22 protein-coding genes are annotated in these 23,135 nt (G+C 62.0%); 12 read left to right on the top strand and 10 right to left on the bottom strand.

What is annotated here, in order from left to right; translation table 11 throughout:
* Positions 1 to 211 precede the first annotated feature (211 nt).
* The gene (locus AB3X96_RS01290) at positions 212 to 1,093 is read left to right on the top strand and encodes a GyrI-like domain-containing protein (protein WP_368588654.1); all 882 of its coding nucleotides are present in this window, start codon (positions 212 to 214) and stop codon (positions 1,091 to 1,093) included.
* Positions 1,094 to 1,382: 289 nt separating this feature from the next.
* On the opposite strand, the gene AB3X96_RS01285 is transcribed toward AB3X96_RS01290, so the two are convergent.
* The 4 genes from AB3X96_RS01285 to dnaA form a co-directional block, all read right to left on the bottom strand.
* Positions 1,383 to 1,805, bottom strand: coding sequence for a hypothetical protein (locus AB3X96_RS01285; RefSeq protein WP_368588302.1), 423 nt, complete (start codon positions 1,803 to 1,805; stop codon positions 1,383 to 1,385).
* Positions 1,802 to 4,273, bottom strand: coding sequence for a DNA topoisomerase (ATP-hydrolyzing) subunit B (gyrB, locus tag AB3X96_RS01280; RefSeq protein WP_368588301.1), 2,472 nt, complete (start codon positions 4,271 to 4,273; stop codon positions 1,802 to 1,804). The genes AB3X96_RS01285 and gyrB overlap by 4 nt, the downstream gene beginning before the upstream one ends.
* Before the next feature lie 114 nt (positions 4,274 to 4,387).
* The gene (dnaN, locus tag AB3X96_RS01275; RefSeq protein ID WP_013088024.1) at positions 4,388 to 5,491 is read right to left on the bottom strand and encodes a DNA polymerase III subunit beta; all 1,104 of its coding nucleotides are present in this window, start codon (positions 5,489 to 5,491) and stop codon (positions 4,388 to 4,390) included.
* Positions 5,492 to 5,975: 484 nt separating this feature from the next.
* Positions 5,976 to 7,574, bottom strand: a complete 1,599-nt coding sequence (gene dnaA / locus AB3X96_RS01270) for a chromosomal replication initiator protein DnaA (protein ID WP_368588300.1) — start codon at positions 7,572 to 7,574, stop codon at positions 5,976 to 5,978.
* 383 nt (positions 7,575 to 7,957) lie between these two features.
* On the opposite strand from dnaA, the gene rpmH reads away from it, so the two are divergent.
* The 4 genes from rpmH (at position 7,958) to yidC (ending at position 10,623) form a co-directional block, all read left to right on the top strand.
* A complete protein-coding gene (gene rpmH / locus AB3X96_RS01265) occupies positions 7,958 to 8,092 on the top strand; it encodes a 50S ribosomal protein L34 (RefSeq protein WP_004198824.1) in 135 nt (44 codons plus the stop codon).
* A 10-nt stretch (positions 8,093 to 8,102) separates the two neighbouring features.
* Positions 8,103 to 8,591, top strand: a complete 489-nt coding sequence (locus tag AB3X96_RS01260; RefSeq protein WP_176367350.1) for a ribonuclease P protein component — start codon at positions 8,103 to 8,105, stop codon at positions 8,589 to 8,591.
* 112 nt (positions 8,592 to 8,703) lie between these two features.
* Positions 8,704 to 8,934 carry a membrane protein insertion efficiency factor YidD gene (gene yidD, locus AB3X96_RS01255; RefSeq protein ID WP_013091032.1) on the top strand — a complete coding sequence of 77 codons (231 nt, stop codon included), beginning with the start codon at positions 8,704 to 8,706 and terminating at the stop codon, positions 8,932 to 8,934.
* A gap of 30 nt (positions 8,935 to 8,964) precedes the next feature.
* Positions 8,965 to 10,623 (top strand): membrane protein insertase YidC, encoded by a 1,659-nt coding sequence (gene yidC, locus AB3X96_RS01250; RefSeq protein ID WP_176109866.1) that lies wholly within the window; start codon positions 8,965 to 8,967, stop codon positions 10,621 to 10,623.
* A 124-nt stretch (positions 10,624 to 10,747) separates the two neighbouring features.
* Here the strand turns inward: yidC and AB3X96_RS01245 are convergent, their stop codons facing one another.
* The gene (locus AB3X96_RS01245; protein WP_176109867.1) at positions 10,748 to 11,155 is read right to left on the bottom strand and encodes an XRE family transcriptional regulator; all 408 of its coding nucleotides are present in this window, start codon (positions 11,153 to 11,155) and stop codon (positions 10,748 to 10,750) included.
* Between the two features lie 380 nt (positions 11,156 to 11,535).
* On the opposite strand from AB3X96_RS01245, the gene mnmE reads away from it, so the two are divergent.
* The 3 genes from mnmE (at position 11,536) to AB3X96_RS01230 (ending at position 14,715) form a co-directional block, all read left to right on the top strand.
* Positions 11,536 to 12,930, top strand: a complete 1,395-nt coding sequence (gene mnmE / locus AB3X96_RS01240) for a tRNA uridine-5-carboxymethylaminomethyl(34) synthesis GTPase MnmE (RefSeq protein WP_368588299.1) — start codon at positions 11,536 to 11,538, stop codon at positions 12,928 to 12,930.
* A 187-nt stretch (positions 12,931 to 13,117) separates the two neighbouring features.
* Positions 13,118 to 14,308 carry a tyrosine-type recombinase/integrase gene (locus AB3X96_RS01235; RefSeq protein WP_368588298.1) on the top strand — a complete coding sequence of 397 codons (1,191 nt, stop codon included), beginning with the start codon at positions 13,118 to 13,120 and terminating at the stop codon, positions 14,306 to 14,308.
* Positions 14,309 to 14,553: 245 nt separating this feature from the next.
* A complete protein-coding gene (locus AB3X96_RS01230) occupies positions 14,554 to 14,715 on the top strand; it encodes a hypothetical protein (RefSeq protein WP_176109870.1) in 162 nt (53 codons plus the stop codon).
* 98 nt (positions 14,716 to 14,813) lie between these two features.
* Here the strand turns inward: AB3X96_RS01230 and AB3X96_RS01225 are convergent, their stop codons facing one another.
* Complete coding sequence (locus AB3X96_RS01225) at positions 14,814 to 15,143, bottom strand: ecotin precursor (protein WP_368588297.1); 330 nt, start codon at positions 15,141 to 15,143, stop codon at positions 14,814 to 14,816.
* Positions 15,144 to 15,399: 256 nt separating this feature from the next.
* Here AB3X96_RS01225 and AB3X96_RS01220 point away from each other — a divergent pair, with 256 nt between their 5' ends.
* Positions 15,400 to 16,515, top strand: a complete 1,116-nt coding sequence (locus AB3X96_RS01220; RefSeq protein ID WP_368588296.1) for a diguanylate cyclase — start codon at positions 15,400 to 15,402, stop codon at positions 16,513 to 16,515.
* Between the two features lie 27 nt (positions 16,516 to 16,542).
* On the opposite strand, the gene AB3X96_RS01215 is transcribed toward AB3X96_RS01220, so the two are convergent.
* On the bottom strand, positions 16,543 to 17,382 hold the full coding sequence (locus AB3X96_RS01215; RefSeq protein ID WP_368588295.1) for an SDR family NAD(P)-dependent oxidoreductase: 840 nt from the start codon (positions 17,380 to 17,382) through the stop codon (positions 16,543 to 16,545).
* Positions 17,383 to 17,557: 175 nt separating this feature from the next.
* Here AB3X96_RS01215 and AB3X96_RS01210 point away from each other — a divergent pair, with 175 nt between their 5' ends.
* Both AB3X96_RS01210 and AB3X96_RS01205 read left to right on the top strand, forming a co-directional pair.
* Positions 17,558 to 18,493, top strand: coding sequence for a GlxA family transcriptional regulator (locus AB3X96_RS01210; RefSeq protein WP_368588294.1), 936 nt, complete (start codon positions 17,558 to 17,560; stop codon positions 18,491 to 18,493).
* A 103-nt stretch (positions 18,494 to 18,596) separates the two neighbouring features.
* Positions 18,597 to 19,022 (top strand): HIT family protein, encoded by a 426-nt coding sequence (locus tag AB3X96_RS01205; RefSeq protein WP_018436978.1) that lies wholly within the window; start codon positions 18,597 to 18,599, stop codon positions 19,020 to 19,022.
* A 201-nt stretch (positions 19,023 to 19,223) separates the two neighbouring features.
* Here AB3X96_RS01205 and AB3X96_RS01200 read toward each other — a convergent pair whose 3' ends face one another.
* A complete protein-coding gene (locus AB3X96_RS01200) occupies positions 19,224 to 19,403 on the bottom strand; it encodes a hypothetical protein (RefSeq protein WP_176109876.1) in 180 nt (59 codons plus the stop codon).
* 492 nt (positions 19,404 to 19,895) lie between these two features.
* On the opposite strand from AB3X96_RS01200, the gene sap1 reads away from it, so the two are divergent.
* On the top strand, positions 19,896 to 20,234 hold the full coding sequence (gene sap1, locus AB3X96_RS01195) for a surface attachment protein Sap1 (RefSeq protein WP_368588293.1): 339 nt from the start codon (positions 19,896 to 19,898) through the stop codon (positions 20,232 to 20,234).
* 253 nt (positions 20,235 to 20,487) lie between these two features.
* On the opposite strand, the gene araH is transcribed toward sap1, so the two are convergent.
* Positions 20,488 to 21,492 (bottom strand): L-arabinose ABC transporter permease AraH, encoded by a 1,005-nt coding sequence (gene araH / locus AB3X96_RS01190; RefSeq protein ID WP_368588292.1) that lies wholly within the window; start codon positions 21,490 to 21,492, stop codon positions 20,488 to 20,490.
* 74 nt (positions 21,493 to 21,566) lie between these two features.
* The gene (gene araG / locus AB3X96_RS01185) at positions 21,567 to 23,126 is read right to left on the bottom strand and encodes an L-arabinose ABC transporter ATP-binding protein AraG (protein ID WP_176109877.1); all 1,560 of its coding nucleotides are present in this window, start codon (positions 23,124 to 23,126) and stop codon (positions 21,567 to 21,569) included.
* Between the last annotated feature and the right edge of the window lie 9 nt (positions 23,127 to 23,135).

The raw sequence follows: 23,135 nt of genomic DNA, 5'->3' as shown, positions 1-23,135 counted from the left end.
TTGGGGCAGCGTCACGTTGCCGGGGTTGGCTGCCTACCGGGGCTGCGCCGGGGCACTCCCGTTTGTGCGCGCGCATCGCGCGGTCAACAGGCGCTTAATCCGCTTGTCGCGGATTACGTTAAATCCGCAGGTTTTGGTAAACGGCTGGCATGCGGCAGCGTGGTACCTTGTTCGCATCCTCTCGCGCCAATTTTCTGCGGTCCAGTCAGTCATGCACGAATCAGATCATCGGGCTCGATACGAAACGCGACTCGCACGCGTACTCGACCATATCTACGATCACCTCGACGAACCGCTCGATATCGGACGGCTGGCGGAGATTGCCTGTTTGTCGCCATTTCACTGGCACCGGATCTATCAGGCGATGTATGGCGAGACGGTCGCGACCACCGTGCGGCGCTTACGGTTGCATCACGCAGCGGGGTTTCTTGCGAATAGTTCGATGCCGATTGCTCAGATCGCCGAGCGTGCGGGGTATAGCAGTTTGCAATCGTTTTCGCGGACGTTTCGCGCGGTGTTTGGTGTGCCGCCGGCGGAGTATCGAAGGAAAGGCACTCATAGCCGGTTTCGGCCGGCGCTCTCAGGAGACGATCAGATGACGACGATTCGTGAGGTCGTGATTCGTTATGTGGAGCCGATGGAGATTCTGTCGGTCGATCATGTCGGGCCTTATATGCAGATCGGCAAGGCTTTCGATGCGTTGTTTGGGTGGCTTGGGAAACATAATCTGCTTGCGGGGCAGATGCGGATGATCGGGGTTTACTTCGATGATCCGGGGGTGGTTGAGGAAGCTGCGTTGCGGTCGAAGGCGGGGGTGTTGTTGCCGGGGCCTGTGATGGCTGAAGCGGCTTCGGCTGTTGGGATGGGTGGGGCGGTTTCGGTTTCGCGTATACGCGGGGGAGAGTATGCGGTGTTGCGGCATGTTGGGCCGTATAGCGATATGCGGGCGGCTTATGAGTGGCTGTATGGGACCTGGCTCGTGCAGTCTGGCAGAGAGGCGGCGGATGCGCCGGTGTTCGAGGAGTATTTGAATAATCCGAAGGAGACGGCGCCTGCGGAGTTGGTTACGGAGATTTGTTTGCCGTTGGGGTGAGGGGGCGGGCGGCTGGGATCGTGCCGTCGTCGTGTGCGTATACGTTGCACGGATTCCGGCTTGCTTCTCTGGTTTTTATGGTCTTTGTATAAGTATACGTAGTAATAGTTAACAAGTGATGCGCTTGGCTGTGGATAACTCGAAAGTTCGTTTACGGAACAACGCGCTGCGGAATCGATAACCCTTGGGAGCGCGGGCGGACAGGTTAACGGAGCCCAGGAGAATTTTTTGTGGACCCGTAAACGTTGAGCCTTTATCAAGATTTCGCCCACAACGTGTTCGGCGGCTTTTACAAGAGTTGTCCAGTGGGCGATGTGGATAAGTTGGAGGTTAACCTAACGTCATTTTTTGTAGCGACGAATATCGTTAAAAGCGAAGTACAGGCGCCTGGGTGAAGACAGCGATAACAAATACGCATACCGGGCGTATGCATCATGCCGTCCTTGAGCAGGTCGAATTTGTACCCCTTCGCCGGATTTCCGTGCTCATCTTCCAGTCCGAACCACTGTTCGATCACCTGCTCATCATGAGCACCGCCTTCCGTCGACCCAGACGAGGCGGTGTAGAAGCCGAACGGGTTGACGAGTAGCGCCTCTCCCTTAGGCATGCGATAGCGGCAAAAAAGAAAGGGCCTGCAAGTCTTGCAACTTGCAGGCCCGGACAACCACCGATCGCCGGTTAAATCATCGGCCCGGCCAATCATCCACTTCAAACATCAATATTCCCCGCCCTCAACGCATTAGATTCAATGAAAGCCCGACGCGGCTCCACATCATCCCCCATAAGCGTAGTAAAGATGCCATCAGCAGCAATAGCATCCTCAATCTGCACCCGAAGAAGACGCCGCACTTGCGGATCCATAGTCGTCTCCCAAAGCTGCTCAGGATTCATCTCACCGAGGCCTTTATAGCGCTGCTTGGACATATTCCGCTCAGCGTCAGCCAGCAACCACTTCATTGCACTCTTGAAGTCGGTGACAGCCATACTCCGCTCCCCGCGCTTGATCACAGCGCCAGCCCCAATCAACCCCTTAAACGTATTAGCGGTATTAACAAGCTGCTGATAATCGGCAGTCAGCTGAAACTCTTCATCGATCACGGAAATCTTCTGATTCCCATGATGCGTGCGCGCGACGCGCAGCGAGCGCAGCTCTCGCACCGGGTCATACATCGTGGTCACGGTCACATCAGGCTTCAGCGCGTCATCCCGCAGCTTCGCTTCGAGCGCGCGAGCCGAAGCCTCAGCCGCCTGCTCGCTGGAGAGATCGACAGCGACGCCATCCATCACCGCCTCGAGCGCGCCAGCGTCGTACAGTCGGCTCAACCGATCAACCACCGCCTGGGCCAACAGATACGACCGCGCCAACTCACCGAGCGCATCCCCAGTAATCGGAGTCGCCCCTTCAGAAGCCACCAACTCCGACCCCTGCAACGCGAGCCGAAGAATATGCGCATTAACTTCCGACTCATCCTTCAGATACCGCTCATCCTTCCCCGCCTTGATCTTGTAAAGCGGCGGCTGCGCGATATAGATATACCCGCGCTCGATCATCTCCGGCATCTGCCGATAGAAGAAGGTCAACAACAGCGTCCGAATGTGCGCGCCGTCGACGTCAGCATCGGTCATGATGATGATGCGGTGATAGCGCAGCTTGTCGAGGTTGTAGTCTTCCTTGCCGATGCCGCATCCAAGCGCGGTAATCAGCGTAACGATCTGCTCGGAAGACAGCAGCTTGTCGTAACGCGCCTTCTCGACGTTCAGCACCTTACCGCGCAGCGGCAAGATAGCCTGAAACTTCCGATCACGCCCCTGCTTCGCCGACCCACCCGCCGAGTCACCCTCGACGATATAAATCTCCGACTTCGCCGGATCCTTCTCCTGACAATCCGCGAGCTTCCCAGGCAAACCAACCCCATCGAGCACACCCTTTCGCCGCGTCATCTCACGCGCCTTGCGCGCCGCATCGCGCGCACGCGCCGCATCGACAATCTTGCCGCAGATGATCTTCGCGTCGCCAGGCGTCTCGAGCAGGAATTCCTCGAGCGCCTTCGCGACTACTTCTTCCACCGGCGCGCGGACTTCCGACGACACCAGCTTGTCCTTCGTCTGCGAGCTGAACTTCGGCTCCGGCACCTTCACCGACAGCACGCACGACAGCCCTTCACGCATGTCGTCGCCCGACGTTTCGACCTTCGCCTTCTTCGCGACTTCGTGATCGGCGATGTACTTGTTAAGCACGCGCGTCATCGCCGCACGCAAGCCGGTAAGGTGCGTGCCGCCGTCGCGCTGGGGAATATTGTTCGTGAAGCACAGCACGTTTTCGTTGTAGCTGTCGTTCCACTGCATCGCCACTTCGACGCCCACACCATCCTTTTCACCCATGATGTGAAAGATGTTCGGGTGCAGCACGGACTTGTTCTTGTTGATGTACTCGACAAAGCCCTTCACGCCGCCGACGAACGCGAAATCTTCCTCTTTGCCCGAGCGCTGATCGAGCAAGCGAATCCGCACGCCGTTATTGAGGAACGAAAGCTCACGAATCCGCTTCGCGAGAATGTCGTAGTGATATTCGACATTGCCGAAAATCGTGTCATCGGCCATGAAATGCACTTCGGTGCCGCGGTTTTCGGTGTCGCCGACCACCTGCATCGGCGACGTGGTCACGCCGTCGATTTCTTCGAGGACGCGGTTCTGCGGCACGCCACGGTGGAATTCCATGAAGTGCTTCTTGCCATCGCGGCGCACCGTGAGGCGCAGCCACGCCGACAGCGCGTTCACGCACGACACCCCGACACCGTGGAGGCCGCCCGACACCTTGTAGCTGTTCTGGTCGAACTTGCCGCCTGCGTGCAGCTCGGTCATCACGATTTCGGCGGCGCTGCGCTTCGGATCGTGCTTGTCGTCCATCTTCAGGCCGGTCGGCACGCCGCGGCCGTTGTCGGTGATCGAGATCGAGTTGTCCGCGTGGATGATCACCTGAATGTCGTTGCAATGCCCGGCGAGCGCTTCGTCGATCGAGTTGTCGAGCACTTCGAACACGAGGTGGTGCAGACCGGTGCCATCCGATGTATCCCCGATGTACATTCCAGGCCGCTTGCGCACGGCTTCCAGACCTTCGAGGATCTGGATGGACGAGGCGCCGTAGCTGTTATCGGGCTGCGTATTGTTCATGTCAGTCATGGATTTTTTCCGGTTCTGCGTTACTGCGAGATTGCTGCTCTGGACTTTTCAAAACGCCATAAAAACGCCAAAGGGGCGCTGCGCCCCTTGGTGTTCTTCTTGATGTTGGACGCGTCAGATGCGCATCGGCATCACCACGTACTTGAATTCGTCGTTCTCGGGAATCGTGATCAACGCGCTGGAGCTGGCATCACCCAGGCTCACCTGCAACATGTCGACCTTCAGGTTCGCGAGCACGTCGAGCAGATACGTGACGTTGAACCCGATGTCGACGCTGTCGCCGTCGTATGCGATTTCCAATTCTTCCTGCGCCTCTTCCTGATCGGCGTTGGTCGACATGATCTTCAACTGGCCCGGCTCGACGATGCAGCGCACGCCCTTGAACTTATCCGACGTCAGAATCGCCGCGCGTTGCAGCGAGCGCTGCAGTTCTTCACGGCCGATCTGGAATTTGTTCTTGTGGGACTTCGGAATCACTCGCTGGAAGTCGGGGAACTTGCCTTCCACGAGCTTCGACACGAGTTCGACCTGGCCGAACGTGAACTTGACCTGCGTCTGCGCGATGTCGATGTTCAGCGTGTCGTCGATGTCTTCGAGCAGGCGCTGCAGTTCGAGAATCGTCTTGCGCGGAATGATCACTTCCTGGCGCGCGAACGAGCCCTCGATCTTCATCGACGAGAACGCGAGACGGTGGCCGTCCGTCGCGACCGCCATCAGCTGATCGCCGTCCACCACCAGCAGCATGCCGTTCAGGTAGTAGCGGATGTCCTGCTGGGCCATCGAGAAATGGACCATGCCGAGCAGCTGGCGGAACGTCTTTTGCGGAACCACGAGGCTCGCGCCGTAGTCTTTAGCCTGAGCGACGGTCGGGAATTCGTCCGCGGCGAGCGTTTGCAGCGCAAAGCGGCTCTTGCCGGATTGCACTGTCAGGCGCTTGTCGTTCAACGTCAGCGTGACCTGGCCGTCGGGCATGGCGCGCAGAATGTCGAGGAGCTTGCGCGCCGCCACCGTGGTCGCGACCGAATCGCCACCCACGCCGAAATCGGCGCGCGTGGTGATCTGCAACTCGAGGTCGGTCGACAGGAACGATACGTCAGGACCGTTCTTGGTGATCAGCAAATTGGCGAGGATCGGCAACGTATGGCGGCGTTCGACGATGCCGCTCACGGTTTGCAGCGGCCTGAGGAGGTTGTCGCGTTCGGTCTTGACCAGTTGCATAGGGTTCCTTCGTTGATATAACGGCCTGCACGCCTTACGGGACAAGCATTTCAGCGTGCAGCCACGGCTCCCCGCCGGCGCCCTGAAAAGCGCCCGACACGGCGTGAAATCCGCCCGTCGCCGCCGGGCGGTTAAACCTGTATTGTGCCTGAAAACGGGACCGCCTCACTAAAATGGGGGCGAGTTCGGGAATAAACAGGTCGATTTTGCGGGGCGTAGTCCGGGTTGCCGACGGTTTTTCACGCCGCTGCCCGGCGCTAGCGGTTCGCAGGCGCGTTTTTCCGCCACTTCGGGCCGGTTTCACCGCAAATTCATCGCGGGTTCGCCGCGTTTTTGCGTCGCTTCTGCCCGCTTGCCGTCGTGTTCCTTGCCATTCCCCGTCAGGACCCGGCTGCGCCGCCGGGTTGTTGGTCCCCTGCCCGTTTCTCTATGTCACAGCGATCGGTGCCGCCGTCCGTTTCGCAATCGCGTGCGGCCAGCCCATTTAGCCCTTCAGTGTCTGTTCCAGCACGTGCAGTTCGTGGTTCAACTGCGCGTCCTTGCTGCGCTCGTCGGCGATCTTGCGCACGGCGTGCAGCACCGTTGTGTGGTCGCGCCCGCCGAACAGCTCGCCGATCTCCGGCAGGCTCTTCTGCGTCAGTTCCTTCGCCAGGTACATCGCGATCTGCCGCGGCCGCGCGATGTTCGCCGGACGCTTCTTCGAATACATGTCCGCGACCTTGATGCTGTAAAAGTCAGCGACCGTCTTCTGGATGTTTTCCACCGAGATCTGCCGGTTCTGCACCGTCAGCAGATCTTTCAGCGCTTCCTTGGTCAGTTCGATCGTGATTTCGCGGCCATGGAACTTCGAATACGCGAGGATCTTGCGCAGCGCGCCCTCGAGCTCACGCACGTTCGAGCGCAGATGCTTCGCGACGAAGAACGCCACGTCCTCGTTCAGGCTCACGAACTCCGATTGCGCCTTGCGCATCAGAATCGCGACGCGCATTTCGAGCTCGGGCGGCTCGATCGCCACCGTCAGGCCCGAGTCGAAGCGTGAGATCAGGCGGTCGTCGATACCCGAGATTTCCTTCGGATACGTATCGCTCGTGATGATCACCTGCGCCTTGTTGGCGACCAGCGCCTCGAACGCGTAGAAGAATTCCTCCTGTGTGCGCGACTTGCCCGAAAAGAACTGAATATCGTCGATCAGCAGCAGGTCGAGCGAGTGGTAGTAGCGCTTGAAGTCGTCGAACGCCTTGCGCTGGTACGCCTTCACGACATCGGACACGTACTGTTCCGCGTGGATGTAGCGAATCCGCGCGCCGGGCTTGTCCATCAACAACTGGTTGCCGATCGCGTGGATCAGGTGTGTCTTGCCGAGGCCCACGCCACCGTACAGGAACAGCGGGTTATACGAGATGCCGGGATTGTCGGCGACCTGAATCGCCGCAGCGCGGGCGAGCTGGTTCGCCTTACCGGTCACGAAGTTGTCGAAGGTCAGGACGGGGTTCAGCTTCGAGCGCTCGTACATCGAGTCGCTCTCGCTGGTTGCCGCCGCGCCCGCGCCTTGGCCCGGCCGCCACGTGCGGCGCCCAGCGGCAGCTTCGTTCGCGTCGAGGCTGGGCAGATCGAGGTCGGCGGCATCTTCGGCGGCGCTGCGCGGATTCGCGTTTTGCGCGGCGAGCGCCGCTGCCGCGGCTGCGGGATTAGCGCGCGCGGCATGCGCGGCCTGCACGGCGCCGACGGCGGCATCCACGGCTGCGACGCCGCCGGCATTACCGCCTCGCGGCGCGGTCGAAGCCGGGCGCGCCGACGACGGAGTCGGCGCAGCGGCCGCCGGGGCGCGCATACCGGCCTTCGGATCCAGTACGAATTGCACGTCCACCGGCGCGTGCCAGAAATCGCGGGCCATATCCGCGATGCGGCCGGAGAACTGGCTCTTGACCCAGTCGAGCTTGAAGCGGTTCGGCGCGGCAATGCTCAACGTGTTCGCATCGGCGTCGAAGGCGACCGGGGCCAAGGGTTTGATCCACGTCACGTACTGCTGGGGCGTAAGCTCACGCTCCAGCAATGCGGAACAGTGTTGCCAGAATTCGTTCATCAAGTTGCTATCGTTATGGTGTGCACGGCGGTCGCCGCTGCCCCTGTCGCGCGCCCGCAACAAGGCCCTGAGCAGCCAGGCGTGACGGCCCCAGGCGCTTGTGCCACAAGGGTCTGCGGGACAAGCGTGCCGGAGCGACGTGCAACATTTTTGGGAAGTAAGGCGAGATTCTAACGCCAAAACGGACCCGAAAGTGAGTTATCCACAGGGACCGATCACCGCGCCCGGCAAACCCCGGCTGCGTCAGAAGCAGGCTAAACTATTGACGGCCAACGGAAAACCGGTTTAAATAGCGGGTTCCGCGAAAACCAATTCCAGTAAACCACCGGCCATTGCGCTTTCAGCGATGATCGCGCGGTTTTTTTCGATCAAGTGAGAGCAACATGAAACGTACTTACCAACCTTCCGTTACCCGTCGCAAGCGCACCCATGGCTTCCGCGTTCGCATGAAGACCGCTGGCGGCCGCAAGGTCATCAACGCACGTCGCGCGAAGGGCCGCAAGCGCCTCGCGATCTAAGGCAAGCGGATTGCGCGCTGTGACCGAAGCCCGCGGCGAAGCGGGAGCGGCCGGGGCGCAGCAACCGGGCTCGGTTCCGTTGCGAGCGCAAGCCGCCTTCCCCAAAGCCGCAAGGCTGCTAAAAACGGATGAATTTTCATCCGTTTTTCGTTTGCGGCCGTGGCGCCGTACCGCGCACTTCGTCGTGTACGGCCGGCCCACCGGCAACGAGGCGCGTCTTGGCCTCGTGATCGGCAAGAAGTATGCGCCGCGCGCGGCCACGCGGAATCTGGTGCGCCGTATCGCGCGTGAAGCCTTCCGGCTGCGTCGCGCGGAATTCGGCGGTTGGGATGTGCTGCTGCGTCTACACACGCGTTTCGACAAAAAAGCTTTGCCGAGCGCGTCATCGCCGCCGTTGAAGGCGCTGTGCCGCAGCGAAATCGAGGCGTTGCTCGACAAGGCAGCGCGCGAAATTACCCGTCGTCAGGCGCCGCCCGCGGAGGCGCCCAGGACGGAATGACGCAGTGACCGCCCGCACAGCGGTCGCCGCAACGGGCGTTGCGCCGGCAGCTACAGGGCGCGGGCGTCGCCCGGTACTTCACGTTGCGCGGCGCCGTACGGCCGCATCTGCCATGCAAACGGTACTTCTCGCTTTATTGCGTTTTTACAAGCTTGCCGTGAGCCCCATGCTCGGCAACCGGTGCCGTTTTTACCCTTCCTGCTCTGATTACGCGCGCGAGGCAATCCAGTATCATGGCGCCGCGCGCGGGACTTATCTCGCCGTGAGGCGTGTTTGCCGCTGTCACCCGTTTTCCGCGGGCGGCATCGATCTCGTCCCGCCACCCACTTCTGAAAAGCGCTGACGCGCCGTTCCATCGACACTGAGACAACGCATGGATATCAAACGCACCGTCCTATGGGTCATCTTTTTTATGTCAGCTGTCATGCTGTTCGACAACTGGCAACGCGACCACGGACGCCCGTCGATGTTCTTCCCGAGCACGACGCCGACCCAGACCGCCGGCACTGCCGCGCCGGGCACCACGACGCCGGGCACCCAGCCGGCCGACCTGCCGGCCACTAACGCGGCCGCGCCCGGCAACGCGCCGGCGGCCGAGCAATCGCATCTCGTGAAGTTCGGCACAGACGTCTACACCGGCGAAATCGACACCCGCGGCGGCACACTGTCGCGCCTGTCGCTCATCAAGCAGGGCGACGGCAAGCAGCCGGATCTCGTGATCACGCTGTTCGACAAGACCAACAGCCACACGTATCTCGCACGCACCGGCCTGCTCGGCGGTGACTTCCCGAATCACAACGACGTCTTCACGCTGATGCCGAATCAGCCGACCCAGCTGGCTGAAGGTCAGAACTCGTTCCAGATGAGTTTCGAGTCGCCGGAAAAGGGCGGCCTCCGGGTCATCAAGACGTACACCTTCACGCGCGGCAGCTACGTGATCGGCGTCGAGACGAAGGTCCAGAACGTCGGCACCTCGCCGGTGACGCCGCAGGTCTATATGGAGCTCGTGCGCGACGACCAGCCGGTCGAAACGCCGCGCTTCTCGCACACGTTCATCGGACCGGCCGTCTACACGGACGAGCATCACTTCCAGAAGATGACGTTCAGCGATCTCGACAAGAACAAGCAGAACTTCGTGGCGTCGGCCAACGACGGCTGGGTCGCGATGGTCCAGCACTACTTCGCGTCGGCCTGGATTCCGCAGGAAGGCGTGAAGCGTGACTTCTACGCCGAGAAGATCGATCCGTCGCTGTATCGCGTCGGTATGAAGCAGGCAATGCCGACCATCCAGCCGGGCCAGACCGTCAGCGTGTCCGCGCGTCTGTTCGCCGGTCCGGAAGAAGAGCAGATGCTCGCGGGCATCGCGCCGGGCCTCGATCTGGTGAAGGACTATGGCTGGGTCACGATCATCGCGAAGCCGCTGTTCTGGCTGCTCTCGAAGATCCACAGCTACGTCGGCAACTGGGGCTGGTCGATCGTGCTGCTCACGCTGCTGATCAAGGCGGTGTTCTTCCCGCTGTCGGCCGCGAGCTACAAGTCGATGGCGCGCATGAAGGCGATCACGCCGCGCATGCAGGCACTGCGCGAGCGCTTCAAGGGCGATCCGCAGAAGATGAACGCGGCGCTGATGGAGCTGTACAAGACCGAGAAGGTCAATCCGTTCGGCGGCTGTCTACCGGTCGTAATCCAGATTCCGGTGTTCATCTCGCTGTACTGGGTGCTGCTGTCGTCGGTGGAAATGCGCGGCGCGCCGTGGATTTGGTGGATTCAGGATCTGTCGCAGCAGGACCCGTATTTCATCCTGCCGGTGCTGATGGCCGTATCGATGTTCCTGCAGACCAAGCTGAACCCGACGCCGCCAGACCCGGTTCAGGCCAAGATGATGATGTTCATGCCGATCGCGTTCTCGGTGATGTTCTTCTTCTTCCCCGCGGGTCTCGTGCTGTACTACGTCGTGAACAACGTGCTGTCGATCGCGCAGCAGTACTACATCACGCGGATGATGGGCACTTCGAAGGCGAAGCCGGCCTGATATTGCGTCGCAACGGCGGCCTGCATGGCCGCCGTGTCGCAAAGCTGAAAACGAAAAGCCGCCCGGCGCGAACCGGGCGGCTTTTTTCATGGTGCGGTCGAAGCAAATGCGACGGTTTCGACGTTCACTCTTCGTCGGAATCTTCGCCGTAAAAGCGCACGATCATTTCCTCGACCAGATTCCGATCCTTTGGGGTCAACGATGCAATCTTCGACGCGAGCTCGATCGTTTCGGGTGTCGGCGGATATTTTTCGCCACGTGCCATCGGCCGTGCGCTGGCGCCGGGCGGCGGTCCGTAATGGAGCCAGTGCTCCTTGACGTTCAACCATTCGGCGAGCGTGCGCAACTTGTCCGGCTTCGGAATCGTCGTACCCGTCAGCCATTTGTGCGCGGTCTGGGGTGTTACGGGACGCTCGCCGTGATAGCGAAGATTGAACTGCTCGGCGAGTTTGGTCCCGCCGCGGATTTTCAGCGGCTCGAGCAGATCCTTCAGCCTCTTGGCGAAGGCGGCTTTTTCTTTGTCGGTCGGCATGGGCGAGATTGTGCAATTCAGCGTTCAACCAGTTGACAACCGACCAAGCTTTGTTTTCTCTTATTTGAGATAGTTTTAGCTTGCAGCGTGCGCCCGATAAAGCGTTGCGCGAATTCGATTTTTTTCATCTCTTTATTGCCTGGCTTGGCTTTGCCTGAACAGCAGGTGCTGCCAAGTCTCAATTATTCTTAAGTAGCGCGATAATAATCCTAGCTTACTTGGGATAAATCTGAGATGTTCAAACGGTAGCGAAAACAGACGCGTCATCCGCTTCGTGTCCTTCCCGCGAGCCCTTTCGTCGGAAGCGCGCGCGTTACAATGCCTCGCGCCGACTCGACCAACGCGGCCCTGCCCTTCCCCTCCCGTTTCGCAGACTTCACATGCTCACGACCGACTCCGATCCCATCGTTGCCATTGCTACCGCGCCCGGCCGGGGAGGCATCGGCGTCGTGCGGATTTCGTGCGGCCTTGCCGGCGCGGCGGCGGCCCAGCCTTTGATGCAGGCGCTGACCGGCCAGACGCTCGCGGCGCGTCACGCGAGCTACGTGCCGTTTCTCGACGCGAGCGGCAATCCGCTCGACCGCGGCATCGCGCTGTACTTTCCGGCGCCGCATTCGTATACCGGCGAGCACGTGCTCGAACTGCAAGGCCATGGCGGGCCGGTCGTGCTGCAATTGGTCCTGCAGCGCTGCATCGACGCCGGCCGCGCGTTCGGCCTGCGGCTCGCCGAGCCCGGCGAATTCACGCGTCGCGCGTTTCTGAACGACAAGCTCGACCTCGCGCAGGCCGAAGCCGTCGCCGATCTGATCGAGGCGAGCACCGAGGCCGCCGCGCGTTCGGCCGGCCGCTCGCTCGACGGCGCGTTCTCGCGCGACATCCACGCGCTGGTCGAAGAAGTGATCACGCTGCGGATGCTGGTCGAAGCGACACTGGACTTCCCGGAAGAGGAAATCGACTTCCTCGAAGCCGCCGACGCGCGCGGCAAGCTCGCACGCATTCGCGAGCGCCTCGCGGATGTGCTGAGCGAGGCACGCCAGGGAGCGCTGCTGCGCGAGGGCTTGTCGGTGGTGCTGGCGGGACAGCCGAACGTCGGCAAGTCGTCGCTGCTGAATGCGCTCGCTGGCGCAGAACTCGCGATCGTCACGCCGATCGCCGGCACGACTCGCGACAAGGTCGCGCAGACAATTCAGATCGAAGGCATCCCGCTCCACGTGATCGACACGGCGGGCCTGCGCGACACCGAGGACGAGGTCGAGAAGATCGGCATCGAGCGCACATGGGGCGAGATCGAGCGCGCGGACGTGGTGCTGCATCTGCTCGACGCGCGCGCCGGCATGACGACCGACGACGAAACGATCGCCGGACGTTTTCCGCGCGGCGTGCCGGTCGTGCGTGTGCTGAACAAGACCGACCTGACCGGACTCGCGCCCGCCACGCAGGCGCTCGACGCCGATCTCGAACTCAGCGAGGTGCGGCTGTCGGCGAAGAAGGGTGACGGCGTCTCGTTGTTGCGCGACGAACTGCTGCGGATTGCCGGTTGGCAGGCGGGCGCGGAGAGCGTCTATCTCGCGCGCGAGCGTCACCTGATTGCATTGCGCGCGGCCGGCGAGCATCTGGCGACCGCCGCCGCGCATGCGGAGCAGAACGCGCAGGCACTCGATCTGTTCGCCGAGGAATTGCGGCTCGCGCAGGATCAGTTGAATTCGATCACGGGTGAGTTCAGCTCGGACGATCTGCTCGGAGTGATTTTCAGCCGATTCTGCATCGGCAAGTAACGCCGAACTCGTGAATCGGCAAGATTGCGCGGCGGCATGACGTTCTGCGGTCGAATAGCCGCTACTGCCAGGCAATCGAAAATTGCATTCTGTCAACCAAAAACCCCTCAGATTTTTGGTACACAACCGTGGTAAAAGTCTAAAATCCCCGCTGTCCGAACCTAAACGACGTACAGCGCCCCACAGCATGCCCCGCCTCGCCACCCCGCTCACCGAATCCGAGATCCGCGCGCTCGAACCGCGCGCGACCCGCTACTGTGTCGCCGACGGCAACGGCCTCGTGATCGAAGTCATGACGACCGGCACCAAGGTCTGGCGCTTCCGCTATACGTTGAATGGCAAGCGTCAGCCGCTCGCGACGATCGGCGATTACCGGATGATTTCGCTGCGCGTCGCGCGCGCGAAGGCCCAGAGGTACGCGGCACTTGTCGCGCAGGGCATCTCGCCGGTCGCGACCGCGCGGCGCGATCGAGGTGCCGAAAGCAAGGCCGACGTGCTGCGCGAAGCGGCCGAGCTTTATGTCGCGACGGCGCTGGCCGGCAAGTCGGACGAATATCGCCGCACCACCCGGCGCGCGCTCGACAAGGACGTGCTGCCCGCGATCGGCAACAAGCCGATCGGCGCGGTCACCGCTGACGACATCGTCGCGATCTGCGAGCGCATCAAAAGCCGTGGCGCGCCGAAAATGGCGCTGCACACGCGCAACGTCGTGAAGCGCCTGTACGCATACCTGATCGCACGTCAGCTTGCGACCAGCAACCCCGCGGAAGTCGTGCCGGCGCGCTCGATCGCGACCTTCGACAGCCGCACCCGCGTGCTGTCCGGCGCCGAGATCGGCGTCATGCTGCGCACCATCGATACGTCGAATATCCGCCGCCCGCTGAAGCTAGCGCTGCACCTGCTGGTGCTGACGATGGCGCGCAAATCGGACCTCATCGAATCCAGATGGGCCGAGTTCGATCTCGACAACGCGCTATGGACAATCCCCGCTGCCCGCCTGCACGCGCGCGAGGACCGCATCGTACGTCTGCCGCGGCAGGCGGTTGCGCTGCTGAGCGAGCTGCAGCGCGCGCGCGCCAGCGAGACGTTCGTGTTCCCGAGCGTCAGGGGCGACGATCGGCCGATCGCGAAAAGTACGCTGAACCAGGCGGTCAAGGCATTGGGGCTCGACGTGGAGCATTTCGTGCTGCATGACTTTCGTCGCACCGCGTCGACGCATCTGCGCGACATGGAGCAGCAATCAGCCGCGACACGCGACATCACGAATCGTGAAGCAACCGACGACGCAGCGCGGGACCGTCGCATGCTTCAGAGTTGGGCGGACTTTGTCGATAGCCAGATGGAAATCGCACGGCAGACCGCGAACGGGAAGGCTTGACGGCATCGTCATGGGTTTTGGCGAGATGTGACGCTTGCCGCCATGCCGGAAGCGGGATGGTACACAGGCCGATGCGACCTCGTCGCAAACCTAATCGAACAAAGGAAAGTCATTAAAAAATAAGGTTTCTAAACCGCGCGAAAATGCGCCTTTTTCCGCTATTCACGACTGTTTCACATCATCGTTCTTTCCCCGCTTCCTTCGCCTACACTGAGAGATGGATGCAAGCAGATACGGAGGTTTCGATGCCTGAATCAATGCTCGCCTATCTGATGGGGCCTGCGGTCATGCTGGTGGTCGGCTTTGCCATCTGGATGATGTCGCGTCACCGCGACCCGTCCAAACCGCCCAAGCTCGAGCGCTGGCTCGACACGCATTACGCGGAGTGGCTGCATCACAAGCATTAAGGCGTGCCTCAATGAAAAAAGGCCGTCGCATCGGGCGACGGCCTTTTTGTCTGCGCGCTGCCAGTCTGGATCTTCCGCGCATCACAGCCATGCCACGTTCACCACTGCGGCTCGGGTTGCGGCTGTGCATAGCCGTACTGTCCCGGCGGCGGTGCGCCGCACGCGACATAGGCGCGCTGATACTGGTCATAGCAATACCCGGGCGGCGGTGCCACGTAGGCCGGCGCGGGCTGATACGCGGGCTCGGCATAAACCGGCTGCGGATACGCGACCACTGGTGCCGGCGTCAACGCCGAGCTGACCACCGCGCCCAGCACCGCGCCGCCGATCAGCGCACCCACCACGTCGTCACCGTGTCCGTGCGCGGACGCCTGGCCCGCCACCGTCAAACTACCCGCCATTACCAACGCCACTGCGATCTTTTTCATATTGAGCTCCCGCCGTTCAGGCATGGACGAATTGTCGCTGGCGCTGGCGGAAATAGATGCTGCAGTTGGTAACCGGACATTAACTCTGTAACAGGCGCATAACGTCGGATGCGTCAGCCCACGCAGAGCATTGCGTGGCTTCAGCCGGGGTGGTCTTGTCGCGGCCGCCGACTATTATCTGACCAAGGGCAATGGTCAAAGAGCGCCCCGCCTCTCCGCAACGTGCCTTCCCTGACCGTCATTCGGGCTGAACCACATGGACACCTCTAAACCGCCCCAGAACGTCGCAACGCTGCATCCCGCAGACGAAGTACAGGCGCACGCGCATGCGCTCGTCGCGGAGGATCCACCGCGTCTCGCCATCGACGACTCGTTCGCGCGCATCCTCGCCGAGCCGCCGGCGGGCGAGTGCCCGATCACGGTGCTGCTGGTCGATGACCAGCCGGTCATCGCCGACGCGGTGCGCGAGGCGCTCGCCGACGAGCCGGGCGTCGACTTTCACTACTGCGCGTCCTGGGAAGACGCGGTGCGCTGCGCCGAGGAAACGCGCGCGACAGTGATTCTGCAAGATCTCGCGATGCCGGGCGCCGACGGTCTGACGCTGGTGCGGCAATATCGGCTGAACCCGGCCACGCGCGACATCCCGATCATCGCGCTGTCGACCAAAGAAGAGCCCCTCGTCAAAAGCGCGGCGTTCGCGGCCGGCTCGAACGATTACCTCGTCAAGCTGCCGGATCGCATCGAGCTGATCGCGCGCATCCGCTATCACTCGCGCTCGTATCTGAACCTGCAGCAGCGCGACGAGGCATACCGCGCGCTGCGGCAGTCACAGCAGCAACTGCTGGCGACCAATCTGGAGTTGCAGCGGCGCACGCATTCGGACGGTCTGACCGGCCTGTCGAACCGCCGCTACCTGGACCAGCATCTGGCCGACGAATGGCGCCGCGGCACGCGCGACAAGACCGGCCTCGGCCTCCTGATGATCGACGTCGATCACCTCAAGGCCTACAACGACACCTACGGGCACGTCGCCGGCGACGAAGTGCTGAAGAGCGTCGCCCACACGATCGAAGCGTGCCTCGGCCATTCACCGGATCTCGCCGCGCGCTTCGGCGGCGAGGAGTTCGCGGTGGTCGTGCCGGGCACGTCGGCGGGCGGCTTGCGCCTGCTCGCGGAGAAAATCCGCATCGCGGTCGAAGACCTCGCGATCACGCATGCAGGCTCGGCAGAGGGTGTCGTCACGATCAGCATCGGCGCGGCGATGGTGCTGCCGTCGGCGGCCGAACCGGTCACGTCGCTGATCGAGGCCGCCAGCGTCGGCCTGTATCGCGCGAAACACGACGGCAAGAATCAGGTCGCGGTGAGCGGCTGAGTCTTGCGCTGCCCTACCCCCTTTGTTTCACGCCGCCACGGCGCGCGTATAGCGCTCGGCCGGCGCGCTGCGCGACAGATTCGGCTGCAGATGCAGACGCGCGCTGTTCAGACGCTCCCAGTCGGCGGCATCGGGCAACGACGGGATCGTCACCAACTCACCCTGGTCGAGACCGGCAAGCGCCGCGTCGACCATGTCCTCGGCGCTCATCACGATCTGCGCAGGCAGGTTCTCGACCGCGAGACCCGCGCGATCCCAGAACGCGGTACTCGTCGCGCCCGGCAGCACCGCCTGCAACCGCACGCCCTTGCCACCCACCTCGTGATGCAGCGACTGCGTGAGGTTCAGCACGTACGCCTTGGTGCCGCTATAGGTGCCGTTCAGCAATTCCGGCGACAGCGCGACGATCGACGAGATATTGATTACCGTGCCCGCGCCACGCGCGATGAAACCCGGCAACACGGCCGCCGTCAGGCGCGTGAGCGACGTGACGTTCAGGTCGATCATCTTCTCGAGTTCATCGATATCGGAGTCGAGCAGCGTCGCGGTCGCGCCGACGCCCGCATTGTTGACCAGCATCGTGATGCCGCGCTCGGCGCGCAACTGATTCTCGATGCGGCGCACGTCGGCCTTGTTGGTCAGATCGGCGCTGACGGTGCTCACGCGCCGGCCCGTCTCCTTCGTCAGCCGCTCGGCGAGGCTGCCGAGGCGCGCGCCGTCGCGCGCGATCAGCAGCAGATCGTAGCCGCGTCGCGCGAGCCGGTCCGCGTACACCGCACCGATCCCCGACGATGCGCCAGTGACCACCGCCGTGCCCTTACCTCCGTTCGAATCGCCTTGTACGCCCTTCTCTGCCTGCGTTGCCATTGAAGCTCTCCTTGTGGGCTGCGCACGATGCGACCGCCCTGACTGGTGAATGGGAACATCCGTGAACTCGCCGTCTCGCGGGTTTCGCGCTGGGCCGGCGGTGTTGACGAGCTGAGTCTAGGCGCGTACCGTCTTGTCTCAAACGTCGTATTTCCCTCATTTCAGGACATCGTAAATGAAACGCATCGGTGTAGTGGTGTTTCCGGGCTTCCAGATCCTCGACATGGTCGCGGTATCGATTTTCGAACTCGCCAATCAGGACACCGACGAACCCCCGTACGACGTCACGGTGATCTCCGAGCACGGCGGCATGGTGCGCAGTTCGGCGGGCGTCGAGGTCGCGACGCGGCCGTTCGGCGATCCCGCCTATGACACGGTGATCGTCACCGGCGCGATGGAAATCGCGCCGTCATCGCCGGTACTGCTCGCGTTTCTGAACGACGCCCTCACCGCCTCACGCCGCACCGCGAGCATCTGCACCGGCGCGTTCGTCCTCGCCGAAGCTGGCATCCTGGACGGCCGCCACGCGACCACTCATTGGGCGCATGCACGCGATCTGCAGCGGCGCTTTCCGCGCGCGCGGGTCGACGAGGACCGCATCTTCATCGTCGACGGCTCGGTGTGGACGTCGGCCGGCATGACCGCGTGCATCGATCTGTGCCTCGCGCTGGTCGAGAACGACCTCGGCGTCGCGGCGTCGCGCGCGATCGCGAAAAAGCTCGTCGTCTATCACCGCCGCACCGGCGGGCAGTCGCAATACTCGGCGATGCTCGATCTCGAACCGAAATCCGATCGGATCCAGAACGCGCTGTCGTATGCGAAGAGTCATCTGCGCGAGCCGCTGAGCGTCGAGCAGCTCGCCGACGTCGCGCATCTGAGCCCCCGTCAGTTCAGCCGCGCGTTTCGCGACGAGACTCGCCAGTCGCCGGCCCGCGCGATCGAGGCGCTGCGCGTCGAAGCGGCCCGCACGATGCTCGAAACCGGGCGTCATTCGATCGAAACGGTCGCAGCCGACACTGGCTTCATCGACCCCGAGCGGATGCGGCGCGCGTTTTTGCGCGCGTTCGGCCAGCCGCCTCAAGCGATCCGGCGCGCCGCACGCGTGCCGTAAGCATTCGGGTAGAAAATAGGAAGCCCGCGATGCGAAGCTGCGCGAAACAGCAGCGTCCCGCTCGACCCATGAATCGAAACCAGATCAAACGAAAGGAAACGCGATGAGCTACAACGACAGCAACCCGTTCGCCAAAATCTTGCGCGGCGAACTACCGTGCATCAAGGTGGCCGAAAACGACCAGGCGCTGGCTTTCATGGACTTGATGCCGCAAGCCGACGGTCATCTGCTCGTCGTGCCGAAGGAAGCGGTCGCGGAGATTTTCGATCTGTCGGATGTGGCGCTCGTCGCGTCCGCGCGCATGGCGCAAAAGCTCGCGATCGCGGTGCGCGCGGCGCTGCGTCCGGACGGTGTGTTCATCGGCCAGTTCAACGGCGCGGCGGCGGGACAAACGGTGCCGCATGTGCATTTCCATGTGATTCCGCGCTGGGAAGGCCAGCCGCTGAAGCTGCATGCGCGCGAGGTCGCCGACGCCGACACACTTGAAGCGCTCGCCAAACGGATTCGCGCACACTGGCGCGCCCATTGAAGCGCGACGTGTGGGCCTGCCGACACATTGCCGCGCCAGCCATAACGGTCACGTGCGGTAACAACTGTAAAAGCCGTTGAAACCACCGATTGGCGCGTCGCGACTAGACTGCTATTGCCTTGTGTTCAAGGCATTGAGTGTGGATCTCTTTTTAGCCTGCCCTTGTGGCAGGCTTTTTTCTTCAGGGGTCCGCTCGCAGTCTCAGAGCCGATCACGAGAACGGCGTAGCGGATGCCGCCAGTCGATGCGCCGGGGACGCGGTGACAACGGCCGACCGTCGTGGAGGTCGCGATGTTCTTGCCACAGTTCGTCGGAAAAAAGAAACATCACGATGAGCAGCGGAACGACCAGAAAAATCCCGAGTATTACGTGCTCGTTCACGATAGCCTCCAGGTCCGGGAGATTTGTTCCAATTGTAGAGCAGCGCCTGTACCCGCAAGCCGGTGCAGGCCCTTCACGAAAGCTGCGAGAGACGGCTGGCACTATTTGTTTTCTGCACCTGCCGCGTTATTGCACGTAGCGGCTTTCGCCCGCCGAATGACTTTGTGTGCGATGCACAAACAAGTTGATTAAATTGTACTAAATCACTTAATTGGCCCTACGCGTTTACGCGAATGCGGGCGCAAAGCTTTACCAGCTAAAGCGATGAGCGAGGTGGAATTTTAGTAATTCTTTTCATTGCTATTCGATCGCGCGTCTGCTCAAGCTTTAATCAGCCCTGACAGCGGGTGCGACAATTAGCCACTGTTGCGACCGCACACAAGATGTGCTTGTCGTTCTTCCTGATTCTCCTAAAGTGCAAGCTGTGGGTCCATCGTTAAAGTTAAATACATAGCTAACCGAGTATTTTTTCGGCCCACCCCGGAGGAATAAATGAAAACTCGAATTGCCGTTGTTTTCGCCATCGCGGGTTTGGCTGCCGCTAGCGTTCCGGCGCAAGACGTCGTGATCAAGCCGCAGCAAACGATCCAGTTCAAGGCCAATGCGTATGGCTGCGTATCGAAGGACAAGCTCGATGCCGTCGATCACCATGCGCAAGCCGGTGAACAGCAGCAGATGCAGGAATTCTTCTCCGGATATCAATGCGTATCGACACCGACCGACTCGAGTTTCCGGGTGGTGCGCGTGGTCGGCCACGACGTCGAGTTCGTAAATGCGGCCAATAGCGACACCGAGGGGCTCTGGGCGAACGACCGATTTATCAAGCAATAAGTACAACACCGGTATTCCGGCAAAAGCCGGAACACGGTCGCATGCGTCTCCACTGCGGCTTTAAAGTCGCAGCCGTGAACGCGTGAGCTAAAAAAGGACGGCTTGGGCATTCAGATGCCAAGCCGTTTTTTTATTACTTTTCATACAGGCCAGGCTTCACGCGTAATAAAAAAGCCGATGCGGGTTTTATCGACCCGCATCGGCAGTACGCCTTCTCGCAAAGCGCAGGAAACCGGCCAGGTGCAGCGGCGCGTCAGTGCACGCGCTTGCTGCGGCGGAACTGGTCGAACAGCACCGCGAGCAGCAGGATGCCGCCGCGGATCAGGTACTGATAGAACGTCGGCACGTTAAGCAGGCTCATCGCGTCCTGTACCGAACCCATGATCAGCACGCCGACCAGCACGCCGGAGATCGTCGCGACACCGCCCGTCAGCGACACGCCGCCGAGCACGCAAGCGGAAATCACGCCGAGTTCGAGCCCGACCGACGTCTTCGGATCGCCGAGACTCATGCGCGACGCGAGCATCACGCCTGCGAAGCCGGTCACGAGCCCTTGCAGCACGAATACGGTGATCTTGATCCGCGTGACGGGCAGCCCCGCGAGCACGGCCGCTTCGCTATTGCCGCCGACGGCCAGAACGTTCTTGCCGAACACGGTTTTTTTCAGCAGGAAGCCCAACAGCACGAAGCCGATGATGTTGCTCCAGATCGGATAAGAAATGCCGAGGAACGAGCCACCGCCGAGATCGAAGAAGCGCTCCTCCGAGATCATCACCGCGTCGCCGTTCGACGTGATGTAGGCGAGGCCGCGCACGACCTCCATCATCGCGAGCGTGACGATCAGCGAGTTGATCTTGTAGCGCGCGACCAGCGTGCCGTTGACGAGCCCGACCGCGCCGCCCGCGAGCACGCCGGCCGCGACGCCGACGAACACGCTATGCGTGGCGGTGATCAGCACAGAAGCCACCACGCCGGAAAAGGCGACGATCGACGCGACCGACAGGTCCACCTCGCCGAGCGCGAGCACGAACATCATCGTGACGGAGATCGAGCCGATCAGCGTGACCGACAGCAGCAAGCCCTGGATATTGCGCGAGCTCAGAAAGCCCGGGACCGTAAACGACAGCACCGCGAACAGGATGATGAACACCATCACGATGCCGGATTTGTTGATCAGGTCCCAGGTGCGCGCGGCACGCGCGGTCAAACCGGCAGAGGCGACGGCGGGGGTCGAGGAATCGGTGGAAGGTATGCTCATGATGTCTGTTCCATTCAATGCCGTTTTCGTTGCGGTATTCGATAAGAGGTCTGGTGGCGAGAGCCGTTAGCCGATCAGCGCGGCAACGCCAGCTTGATCAGCGCATCCGGCGTGGCTTGCGCCTTCGGCAGATCGCCGACGATGCGGCCTTCCTTCATCACGATCACGCGATCGGTCACGCCGATCACTTCGGCGAGATCGCTCGATACGACGATGACCGTGCGGCCCGCCTCGGCGAGCCCATACAACAGCCCGTAAATCTCGCTGCGAGCCCCGACGTCGATGCCGCGCGTCGGCTCGTCCATCAGGAACACGTCGATCTCTTCGGCGAGCCAGCGCGACAGGATCACCTTCTGCTGATTGCCGCCGGACAGCGTGCCGATCGGCGTGTCGCCGTTGCGGGTCTTGATCGCGAGCTTGCCGATGAACTCACGCGTGGTCTGCGCTTCCTTGCGGCCGTTGAGCACGTTGAAGCGACTGAAGTGGCGGCGGCAGCTGATGTTCAGGTTGTCCGACACTGACGCAATCGAAACGATGCCTTCCTGCTTGCGATCCTCGGGACACAGCGCGACACCGGCGCGCACCGCGTCGCGCGGCGTGGCGAACTGCACGCGCTTGCCCTTCAGCGCGACCCCGCCGGCGCTCGGCTTGACCGCGCCGTAGATCAGCTTCATCAACTCGGAGCGGCCCGCGCCGACGAGCCCGAAAAAGCCGACGATCTCGCCCTTGCGCGCCGAAAACGATGCCGGCTCGCGCAGGCCCGGCCCCATCAGGCCGTCGACCTGAAGCTGCACGTCGCCGTGCTCGCGCGCGCGATAGCCGTACACATCGGTGATCGAGCGGCCCACCATGCAGCTGATCAGCCGATCGCGATCGAGTCCCGCGCCTGCCTCGAAGGTGTCGATGCGGCGGCCGTCACGAAACACGGTGACGCGATCGCACAGTTCATAGACTTCATCCATCCGGTGCGTGACGTAAATGATCGCGCGGCCTTCGGCCTTCAGCGCGCGGATGATGCGGAACAATTGCGTGGTTTCGCGCGACGACAGCGAGCTGGTTGGTTCGTCGAACGCGATCACCCGCGCGTCGCGCATCAGCGCTTTGCCGATTTCGATCATCTGCCGCTGACCGATCGACAGATGCTTGACCTGCTGCGACGGATCGAGCTTTTCGCCGAGCCGTTCGAGCTCGCGCATCGCGCGCGCGACCAAGGCCTTTTCGTCCAGAACCCCGAAGCGATTCGGGAGCGCGCCGAGCATCAGGTTCTCGGCGACCGTCAGCTCCGGCACCAGATGCAGTTCCTGATAGATGATCGCGATGCCCGCGGCGATTGCCGCCTTGGTCGTCGCGAACTGCTGCTCGACGCCATCGAGCGACAGCGTGCCCGACACGGGGTGATTGACGCCGGACAGCACCTTCAGCAGCGTCGACTTGCCGGCGCCGTTTTCGCCCATCAGGCCATGCACCTCGCCGCGGCGCACTTCGAGCGACACCTGGTCGAGCGCGAGCACGCCCGGGAAGCGCACGGTGATCCCCTCGAGCTGGAGATAGGGAGCGTCGGATGCGGGCGTCGGGGCAGGCGAGGGCGCAAGCGCCGCGTCGCCGGCATGAGACCCGGTGAATAAGGACGTCATCGGAAAAAC

This window comes from Paraburkholderia sp. BR13439 (assembly GCF_040948805.1).
GTDB classification, from domain to species: domain Bacteria; phylum Pseudomonadota; class Gammaproteobacteria; order Burkholderiales; family Burkholderiaceae; genus Paraburkholderia; species Paraburkholderia youngii.
Note: the sequence above shows the minus strand (reverse complement) of the source record. Positions and strands in the feature narration are given on the sequence as shown.

Excerpts from the sequence above, each read along its gene's own strand:
- AB3X96_RS01290 (WP_368588654.1), top strand. The coding sequence starts at position 212 with ATGCACGAATCAGATCATCGGGCTCGATACGAAACGCGACTCGCACGC.
- gyrB (WP_368588301.1), bottom strand. The coding sequence starts at position 4,273 with ATGACTGACATGAACAATACGCAGCCCGATAACAGCTACGGCGCCTCG.
- dnaN (WP_013088024.1), bottom strand. The coding sequence starts at position 5,491 with ATGCAACTGGTCAAGACCGAACGCGACAACCTCCTCAGGCCGCTGCAA.
- dnaA (WP_368588300.1), bottom strand. The coding sequence starts at position 7,574 with ATGAACGAATTCTGGCAACACTGTTCCGCATTGCTGGAGCGTGAGCTT.
- rpmH (WP_004198824.1), top strand. The coding sequence starts at position 7,958 with ATGAAACGTACTTACCAACCTTCCGTTACCCGTCGCAAGCGCACCCAT.
- yidD (WP_013091032.1), top strand. The coding sequence starts at position 8,704 with ATGCAAACGGTACTTCTCGCTTTATTGCGTTTTTACAAGCTTGCCGTG.
- yidC (WP_176109866.1), top strand. The coding sequence starts at position 8,965 with ATGGATATCAAACGCACCGTCCTATGGGTCATCTTTTTTATGTCAGCT.
- AB3X96_RS01245 (WP_176109867.1), bottom strand. The coding sequence starts at position 11,155 with ATGCCGACCGACAAAGAAAAAGCCGCCTTCGCCAAGAGGCTGAAGGAT.
- mnmE (WP_368588299.1), top strand. The coding sequence starts at position 11,536 with ATGCTCACGACCGACTCCGATCCCATCGTTGCCATTGCTACCGCGCCC.
- AB3X96_RS01235 (WP_368588298.1), top strand. The coding sequence starts at position 13,118 with ATGCCCCGCCTCGCCACCCCGCTCACCGAATCCGAGATCCGCGCGCTC.
- AB3X96_RS01230 (WP_176109870.1), top strand. The coding sequence starts at position 14,554 with ATGCCTGAATCAATGCTCGCCTATCTGATGGGGCCTGCGGTCATGCTG.
- AB3X96_RS01225 (WP_368588297.1), bottom strand. The coding sequence starts at position 15,143 with ATGAAAAAGATCGCAGTGGCGTTGGTAATGGCGGGTAGTTTGACGGTG.
- AB3X96_RS01220 (WP_368588296.1), top strand. The coding sequence starts at position 15,400 with ATGGACACCTCTAAACCGCCCCAGAACGTCGCAACGCTGCATCCCGCA.
- AB3X96_RS01215 (WP_368588295.1), bottom strand. The coding sequence starts at position 17,382 with ATGGCAACGCAGGCAGAGAAGGGCGTACAAGGCGATTCGAACGGAGGT.
- AB3X96_RS01210 (WP_368588294.1), top strand. The coding sequence starts at position 17,558 with ATGAAACGCATCGGTGTAGTGGTGTTTCCGGGCTTCCAGATCCTCGAC.
- AB3X96_RS01205 (WP_018436978.1), top strand. The coding sequence starts at position 18,597 with ATGAGCTACAACGACAGCAACCCGTTCGCCAAAATCTTGCGCGGCGAA.
- sap1 (WP_368588293.1), top strand. The coding sequence starts at position 19,896 with ATGAAAACTCGAATTGCCGTTGTTTTCGCCATCGCGGGTTTGGCTGCC.
- araH (WP_368588292.1), bottom strand. The coding sequence starts at position 21,492 with ATGAGCATACCTTCCACCGATTCCTCGACCCCCGCCGTCGCCTCTGCC.
- araG (WP_176109877.1), bottom strand. The coding sequence starts at position 23,126 with ATGACGTCCTTATTCACCGGGTCTCATGCCGGCGACGCGGCGCTTGCG.